This is a genomic window from Methylobacterium sp. WL18, from assembly GCF_008040015.1.
In the GTDB taxonomy this organism is placed as follows: Bacteria; Pseudomonadota; Alphaproteobacteria; order Rhizobiales; family Beijerinckiaceae; genus Methylobacterium; species Methylobacterium mesophilicum.
The window spans coordinates 1-7,575 of record NZ_VRVD01000210.1 but is presented as its reverse complement, the minus strand read 5'-3'; the positions used below and the strand labels follow the sequence as shown (position 1 = coordinate 7,575).

The window sequence follows — 7,575 nt, the reverse complement described above, 5'->3', positions numbered from 1 at the left end:
GGGCGATCGTGGTGGGCGCGACGGTGTCCGCGGCGGTCGCGGCGGCGGTTCGGCCCGCGGTGCGGTCGGTCGTCTGGACACCCGTCAGCGCACGGAGTTCCGCGGCTCGATCACCCGGCTCGGCGTCTCGCCGCTGCGCGACGTCGCGTTCGGACTCGCGATCGGAACGGCAATTCCGCGCTCCGTAAGGCTTCACCGGCTGCCGCCCGCGATCATCGAGATCGTGCCGGAGTACGAAGGCTACGACTTCGTCCTCGTGCGCGACGACATCGTAATCATCGATCCCGATACCTACGAGATCGTCGACGTGATTCCTGCGTAAGTTGCTGGATAGTCGCCTCTCTTCGCGCTCAAGTGTACGGCGCTGAAAACCTTCACCGCCGGGATGAAGAATCCCGGCGGTAAAATGCGCAATAAGAGATTTCAAGAATGCCTTGGTGCTCACTGCGATGCGCAGCAAGCGATTGCAAGACGACCGAAAGCTGTGAAGGATAGCAGAGCGGTCGGCACGGTTGATGCCTCTGAATCAGCAGCTGCGGCGCCTCGATGTAAATCGAACGTCCGGTGCCCGCGGACAGTATTCCAGTGATCGACAATAGGATTTGGTGTCGGTTTATGGGTGCGGTACCTGCGGGGTGATCGATCGATTATCGGCTGATGAGGGCAAGGCATGTCGAGACAGGGACTCAACGCGGCTCGACTTGCGCGCGGCTGGCGCCCGCGCCTCGGTGTATCCGGCCGCGCCATACTCCTGATCCTCGGTGTGGTCTGTGCCGCCTTCGGGGCGAGTTCCGCCTATCTCTACGCCACGCAATCCACCGCCCTGCGGGCCAACCTCGATGCCAACATGGCCAGCTTGAGCGCCGCATCGGCGCGGAGCGTGGGGAACTGGTTGCGCGGCAAGCTCGAAGTGACGCAGCTCATGGCGCAGCAGATCGCGCTCGTCGGCGTCGGGCCGAAGGCGAACGACGTCCTCGGTCTGCCGATGGCGCGAGACCTCTTCATAAGTGCCTATCTCGGCCGTCCGGACGGCTTCTACACGGAGATGCCTCAATCCGAGCTGCCCGCCGGCTACGATCCGCGGCAACGTCCCTGGTACAAGGATGCCATGGCGGCGGGGCAAGCTGTCTTGACCGAGCCCTACACCGATGCCGGAACCAACGTCATCACCATCACCGCCGCGGGGCCAATCTTCGGTGAGGATCGAGCGATCCTCGGTGTCATCGGAGGCGATTTCGACAGCTCGGCCCTGACCCGGATGATTGCAGAGGTCGCAGCGGGCGGCAAAAGCTACGCCTACCTGGTGTCGGGCGGCGGAACGGTACTGGTCCATCCGCGCCCAGAGCTGATCGGCAAGCCTCTCTCGGACCTGATTGCCGGGCCGCTCCCGAAGATCGGCGGTGGCTTGGCCGAGACGCGGGAGGGCGACCGGGCGACCTTCACCGCCTTCGCCCGCGTCCCGAACCTGCCCCCGTCGCTCGACTGGTACATCGCCCTCTCGGTCGACAGCGCCGAGGCGTTGGCTCCGACTACGGCACTGGCGACGAACCTGGCGGCGGCTACCCTGCTGGTTCTGCTCGTGCTCGGCATCGTGGTCGGCCGGCTGATGACGCTCACCGTCTCGCGCCCGCTGAACCGCTTGGTCGGCGTCCTGCAGCGCATGAGCCAGGGCGAGCTCGATGCCGAGATCGCCGAGGCCCGGCGCAGTGACGAGATCGGGCTGGTCGGCCGGGCCGTCGAAGGCATCAAGGCGCTGGTGGCGCAGCGAGCGCGCGACCAGGCCGAGGCGAAGCGCATGGCCGACGAGGCCGCCGCCTCCGAGCGCAGGCGCGCGATGGTCGCGTTGGCCGACGGCTTCGAGCAGGCTGTGGGGGCGATCGTCGGCATGGTCTCGTCCTCGGCCACGGAGCTGGAGGCCACGGCCCAGACCCTGACGGCGAGCGCGACCCAGGCGGCGGCGCAATCGACCAGCGTCGCGGCCGCCGCCGAGGAGGCGGCCACCAACGTTCGCACGGTCGCGGCCGCCGCGGAGCAGCTCGGTGCCAGCGTCCGGGAGATTGCCGGGCAGGTGGAGGGCTCGACCACCCTGGCGCAGGCGGCGGTCGGCGAGGCGGACCAGACCGGCCATCTGGTGCAGGACCTGGCCCAGGCCGTCGCGAAGATCGGCGACGCGGTCGGGCTGATCTCCAGCATCGCGGCTCAGACCAACCTCCTCGCCCTGAACGCGACGATCGAGGCCGCCCGCGCCGGCGATGCGGGGCGGGGCTTCGCGGTCGTGGCCTCCGAGGTGAAGGAACTGGCTGCCCAGACCGGGCGCGTCACCGAAGAGATCACCGGCCTGATCGGCCGGATCCAGGGTTCGACCGACCACGCCACGCAGGCGATCGGCGGGATCGTCACGCGCATCCGCGACATCAACCAGGTGACCGGCGCGGTGGCGGCGGCGGTGGAGGAGCAGGGCGCGGCGACCCAGGAGATCGTGCGCAACGTCAGCCAGGCGGCGAGCGGGACGGACGAGGTGACCACGAACATCACCGGCGTGGCCGAGGCCGCGGAGCAGACCGGCACGGCCGCCCATCAAGTGCTGGACGCGGCCTCCGCGCTGTCGCGGCAATCGGCGCAGCTCACTCGGGAGGTCGCAGACTTCCTGCACACCGTCCGGGCCGCTTGAGCCCGACGGGCAGCTGTCAGCGGCCGCCGTCGAGCAGCTTCGAGACCACCCGGGCGGTGTAGTCGACCATCGGGACGATGCGGGCGTAGTTCAGCCGCGTCGGCCCGATCACGCCGACGACGCCGACGATCTTCTGCGAACCGTCGCGGAACGGCGCGGCGATCAGCGACGAACCGGACAGCGAGAACAGTTTGTTCTCCGAGCCGATGAAGATCCGAACGCCCTCGCCGCCCTCGGCACGGGCCAGGAGGTCGATGACGTCCTTCTGGGTCTCCAGGTCGTTGAACAGCAGGCGGATGCGTTCGAGGTCCTCGACGGCGCGCAGGTCGTCGAGCAGGTTCGCCTGCCCGCGCACGATCAGCTGCCGGGCCTCGCTCGGGCCAACCGGCGTCGCCAGGCCGGCATCGACCAGGCGCTCGGTCAGCGCGTCGAGCTCGCGCTTCATCGCCTTGCGGCCGGCCTCGATCTCGGCGCGCAGCGTGCCGAGGGTGCGGCCCTGCAGCCGGGCATTGAGGAAGTTCGTGGCCTCCTGAAGCGCACCGGCGGGCAGGCCCGGCGGCAGGTCGACCAGCCGGTTCTCCACCGAGCCGTCGTCAGAGACCAGCACCACCAGGGCGCGGGCCGGATCGAGGCGGACGAACTCGATGTGCTTCAAGTGGACGTTCGCCTTCGTGGTCAGCACCACGCCGGCCCCGCGCGAGATGCCCGACAGCATGGTCGAGGCCGCGGCCAGCGCCGAATCGAAGGTGTGGCCGGAGGCGGCCGCGCGCATCTCCGCCTCGATCCGGGCCTGCTCCTCCTGGCCGACATCGCCGAGTTCGAGCATGGCGTCCACGAAGAACCGCAGCCCGAGTTCGGTCGGCAGGCGGCCGGCCGAGGTGTGCGGCGCGAAGATCAGGCCGGAATGCTCCAGGTCCGCCATGACGTTGCGGATCGAGGCCGGCGACAGCGCCATCGGGAGGATGCGCGCCAGGTTGCGTGACCCCACTGGCTCTCCGGTCGTGAGATAGCTCTCGACGATCTGCCGGAAGATCTCGCGGGCGCGCTCGTTGAGGGCGGCCAGCGCCTGCATCGAGGGGTCTTGCGGAAAGAGGCTGTTGGAGTCGGTCACGCGGTCATCCTGTCGTGCGATCATGTCCGCCCGGTGTCCGGGGATCAATCCGTACGGCGATGCTTGCCCGCGCAGGCTCCGCGGCCTAAGAGCCCGGCCCTCACTCTCTCATCAGAAAGGGCCCGCGATGAGGCCTTCGAAGCGCGCCGCCGACGAGCTGCGGCCCGTCACCCTGGAGCGCGCGGTCTCGCGCTACGCCGAGGGCTCGTGCCTGGTCAGCTTCGGCAACACCCGCGTGCTCTGCACCGCCTCCCTCGAAGAGCGCGGTCCCCCGTGGCTGCGCGGCTCCGGAAAGGGCTGGGTCACCGCCGAGTATGCCATGCTGCCGCGCGCGACGCACGACCGGACCCGGCGCGAGATCAATTCCGGCAAGCCGTCCGGCCGCACGCAGGAGATCCAGCGCCTGATCGGCCGCTCGCTCCGCGCGGTCACCAACCTGCCCGCGATGGGAGAGCGCCAGATCACCGTCGACTGTGACGTGATCCAGGCCGATGGCGGCACCCGCACCGCGGCGATCACCGGTGCCTGGGTGGCGCTCTACGATTGCTTCGCCTGGATGCGCACCCGCTCGATCATCTCGGTGGACCCGCTGCGCGATCACGTCGCGGCCGTGTCCTGCGGCTTGTACAAGGGCAATCCGGTGCTCGACCTCGACTACGCCGAGGATTCGGCGGCCGAGACCGACGCCAACTTCGTGCTGACCGGCAAGGGCGGCATCGTCGAGGTGCAGGGCACCGCCGAGATGGAGCCGTTCTCCGAGGCCCAGCTCCTCGAATTGCTGCGGCTGGCCCGCGCCGGCACGGACCGGCTGGTGGCCCTCCAGAAGGAGACGATCGCGTGAGCCGCAAGCTGACCGGCAAGGTGGTGATCGCCACCCACAACGCGGGCAAGCTCACCGAGATGCGTGAGCTGCTGGCGCCGTTCGGGATCGAGGCCGTCTCGGCCGGCGAACTGGGGCTGCCCGAGCCCGACGAGACCGGCACGATGTTCTCCGAGAACGCCGCCATCAAGGCGCACGCCGCCGCGAAGGCGACCGGGCTACCCGCCTTCGCGGACGATTCCGGTCTGTGCGTCGCTGCGCTGGACGGCGCGCCGGGCATCTTTTCCGCCCGCTGGGCCGGCCCGGCCAAGGACTTTTCCGGCGCGATGGCGCGGATCTTTGCGGAGCTGGAGCAGCGTCAGGCGAGCGACCGGACGGCGCATTTCGTCTCCGCCCTCGTGCTCGCCTGGCCGGACGGCCATACCGAGCTGTTTGAGGGCCGCGTGTTCGGCACGCTCGTTCCGCCGCGGGGCGATGCCGGCTTCGGCTACGATCCGATCTTCCAGCCGGATGGCCATGGCCGCACCTTCGGCGAGATGGGCGCCGAGGAGAAGCACGGGGTCGATTGGCAGAAGGGGGAGGGGCTGTCGCACCGCGCCCGGGCCTTCGTGCTGCTGAGCCGCGCTTGCCTGGCACCGGCGGCTTGATTGCCAAACCCGGCCGGCACCCTCACATCCCGGCGATCATGACTTCGACCGGCCCGGACCATCCGACCCGCGACGCGGGCTTCGGCATCTACCTGCACTGGCCCTTCTGCGCCGCGAAGTGCCCGTATTGCGACTTCAACAGCCACGTCCGGCACGCGGGCGTGGATCAGGCGCGCTACCTCGACGCCTTCCGGGCGGAGATTGCCCACAGCGCCGCCCGCACCCCCGGCCGCACCGTCACCAGCGTCTTCCTGGGCGGCGGCACGCCGTCGCTGATGGATCCCGCGACGGTGGCGGGCCTGCTCGACGCGGTGGCGGAGCACTGGGCGGTGGCGCGGGATGTGGAGATCACCCTCGAGGCCAACCCGTCGAGCGTCGAGGCCGGTCGCTTCCGCGGCTACCGGACCGCCGGGGTGAATCGGGTATCGCTCGGCGTGCAGGCGCTGGACGACGCCTCCCTGAAGAAGCTCGGGCGGCTGCACAACGCCGAGGAGGCCTTCGCGGCGATCGGCATCGCGCAGGCGGTGTTCGACCGGACCTCGTTCGACCTGATCTACGCCCGCCCCGATCAGACCCCCGCCCTGTGGCGGGCCGAGCTGAACGAGGCGCTCGCCCGCGCCGCCGAGCACCTGTCGCTGTACCAGCTCACCATCGAGCCGGGCACGCCGTTCCACGGCCTCGCCGCCGCCGGCAAGCTGGTGACGCCCGACGACGAGGTGGGCCGGGTCCTCTACGACGTGACCCAGGAGGTCTGCGGGCAGGCTGGCTTGCCGTCCTACGAGATCTCGAACCACGCCCGCCCGGGGGCGGAATCGCGGCACAACCTGCTCTACTGGCGCTACGGCGAATATGCCGGCATCGGGCCCGGGGCGCATGGGCGCCTGGTCACCCCGGCCGGGCGGATCGGCACCGTCACCGAACGCAACCCGGAAGCGTGGCTGGCCCGCGTCGAGCGCGACGGCCAGGGGATCGTCGAGACCGAGACCCTGGCGGCGGCAGACCAAGCCGACGAGTTCCTGGTGATGGGCCTGCGGCTGACTGAGGGGATCGATCCCGAGCGCTACGCCGCCCTGAAGGGCCGACCGCTCAACGGCAACCGGATCGGCATGCTGGTCGGCGACGGCTTACTCCATCGCCTGCCCGGCGGGCGCATCGCCGCCACGCCGCGGGGCGCGCCGGTCCTCAACGCCCTGGTGGCCGAACTCGCGGCCTGATCGGGCCGCCGGCTCTCTCAGGTCCCGGGCTTGGCCAGGACACGTGGCGCCGGGCTGACTACGCTCGCGGCGTTGTTGCGGATCTCGTAGACCGCCAGCGCCCGATCGCTGAGCCCCTCCGGCCGGAACCGGAAGGTGCCGTCCGTTCCGGAGAAGCCGGAGGCGTTGGTCAGCGTCGTCTCGGCGAAACGCTGCGATCCGTATTGCCGGTTCAGCGCCGCCGACAGCATAACGGCGTCGTAGGCCAGCGATGCGACACGCGGCGGCACGGCACCGAATCGGGCCTGGTAGCGACCGCTGAAACTGGAGAAGCCGTTCCGGTCCGGCGAGGCGAACCGCCCGCCCTGGAGCGCCGGCAGCGCGTAGAGCGACGGCTCGTTCCACAGGGCCGTACCGATCGGCCGGACCCGACTGGGGTTGTAACCCGCCTTGGTCAGCGCCGCCGCCACCGCCGGCATCGCCTCCGCGGTATCCGGGATGAACAGCGTGTCGGCGGTCGCGCCGGCCCCCGTTATGACGCGCGCCAGCCGCTCCACCGCCGGTCCGGGCGCCCCGGACGGATAGCGTTCGACCGCCGCGACCCGGGCCCCCTTGCGGGCGACCGCCTCTCGGAACTCGGCCTCGACGGCGTTGCCGTAGGCGGTCTCCGGAATCAGGGCCGCGAAGGAGCGTCGGCCGTCGGCGACGGATTCGTCGACGATCCGGTCGACCTCGGGCTGCGGCAGGAAGCTCAGGAGATAGATCCCCCGGGCGGCCACGGAGGCATCCGTCGAGAATCCGATCACCGGTTTGCCGGCGGCCCGGGCCGGCACGGCGGCGGCCTGGACGTTGGCGGCGAAGACAGGCCCGAGCACGATGTCGGCACCCGCCTTCAGGGCCTCCTGGGTCGCCTCCCGGGCGCCGTCCGGGCTGCCCCGGTCGTCCTCGATCAGGATCGTCAGGTCCGGCTGCTGGGCCTCGTCGAAAGCGAGTTGCGCGGCGTTGCGCATCGCAGTCTCCACGGCCACCCCGGTGCCGGTCAGGGGCAGGACCAGCGCGACCTTCACGGCGCCCGAGCCGATGCGGTTGCCGCCGGCCGCCGCCGGGGTGAGGGGGGCAGCGTTCGGGTCCGC

The 7,575-nt window shown here is 70.3% G+C and carries 7 protein-coding genes; 5 read left to right on the top strand and 2 right to left on the bottom strand.

The genetic code is table 11. The annotated features are described in order from the left end of the window. Both FV228_RS15695 and FV228_RS15690 read left to right on the top strand, forming a co-directional pair. A partial coding sequence (locus tag FV228_RS15695) for a DUF1236 domain-containing protein (RefSeq protein ID WP_246693918.1) occupies nt 1-322 on the top strand: 322 nt, incomplete at its 5' end. Between the two features lie 348 nt (nt 323-670). Then, nucleotides 671-2,671 carry a methyl-accepting chemotaxis protein gene (locus FV228_RS15690; protein WP_147855472.1) on the top strand — a complete coding sequence of 667 codons (2,001 nt, stop codon included), beginning with the start codon at nt 671-673 and terminating at the stop codon, nt 2,669-2,671. Between the two features lie 16 nt (nt 2,672-2,687). Here the strand turns inward: FV228_RS15690 and hrcA are convergent, their stop codons facing one another. Then, nucleotides 2,688-3,743 carry a heat-inducible transcriptional repressor HrcA gene (gene hrcA, locus FV228_RS15685; protein WP_147855474.1) on the bottom strand — a complete coding sequence of 352 codons (1,056 nt, stop codon included), beginning with the start codon at nt 3,741-3,743 and terminating at the stop codon, nt 2,688-2,690. A gap of 166 nt (nt 3,744-3,909) precedes the next feature. Here hrcA and rph point away from each other — a divergent pair, with 166 nt between their 5' ends. From rph to hemW, 3 genes are read left to right on the top strand one after another with little or no spacing between them, the layout of a single operon-like run. Then, nucleotides 3,910-4,623 carry a ribonuclease PH gene (rph, locus tag FV228_RS15680; protein WP_147855471.1) on the top strand — a complete coding sequence of 238 codons (714 nt, stop codon included), beginning with the start codon at nt 3,910-3,912 and terminating at the stop codon, nt 4,621-4,623. Beyond that, the gene (gene rdgB / locus FV228_RS15675; RefSeq protein ID WP_147855470.1) at nt 4,620-5,249 is read left to right on the top strand and encodes an RdgB/HAM1 family non-canonical purine NTP pyrophosphatase; all 630 of its coding nucleotides are present in this window, start codon (nt 4,620-4,622) and stop codon (nt 5,247-5,249) included. Before rph ends, rdgB begins: the two co-directional genes overlap by 4 nt. A gap of 38 nt (nt 5,250-5,287) precedes the next feature. Continuing rightward, entirely contained in the window at nt 5,288-6,463 is a 1,176-nt protein-coding gene (hemW, locus tag FV228_RS15670) for a radical SAM family heme chaperone HemW (RefSeq protein ID WP_187277769.1), read from the top strand. Between the two features lie 17 nt (nt 6,464-6,480). Here hemW and FV228_RS15665 read toward each other — a convergent pair. Further along, on the bottom strand, nt 6,481-7,575 hold a 1,095-nt coding region (locus FV228_RS15665), incomplete at its 5' end, for a penicillin-binding protein activator (RefSeq protein ID WP_147855469.1).

Bases quoted from the DNA above. Each gene is read 5' to 3' on its own strand.
- FV228_RS15690 (WP_147855472.1), top strand. From the start codon at position 671: ATGTCGAGACAGGGACTCAACGCGGCTCGACTTGCGCGCGGCTGGCGC.
- hemW (WP_187277769.1), top strand. From the start codon at position 5,288: ATGACTTCGACCGGCCCGGACCATCCGACCCGCGACGCGGGCTTCGGC.
- rph (WP_147855471.1), top strand. From the start codon at position 3,910: ATGAGGCCTTCGAAGCGCGCCGCCGACGAGCTGCGGCCCGTCACCCTG.
- hrcA (WP_147855474.1), bottom strand. From the start codon at position 3,743: ATGCAGGCGCTGGCCGCCCTCAACGAGCGCGCCCGCGAGATCTTCCGG.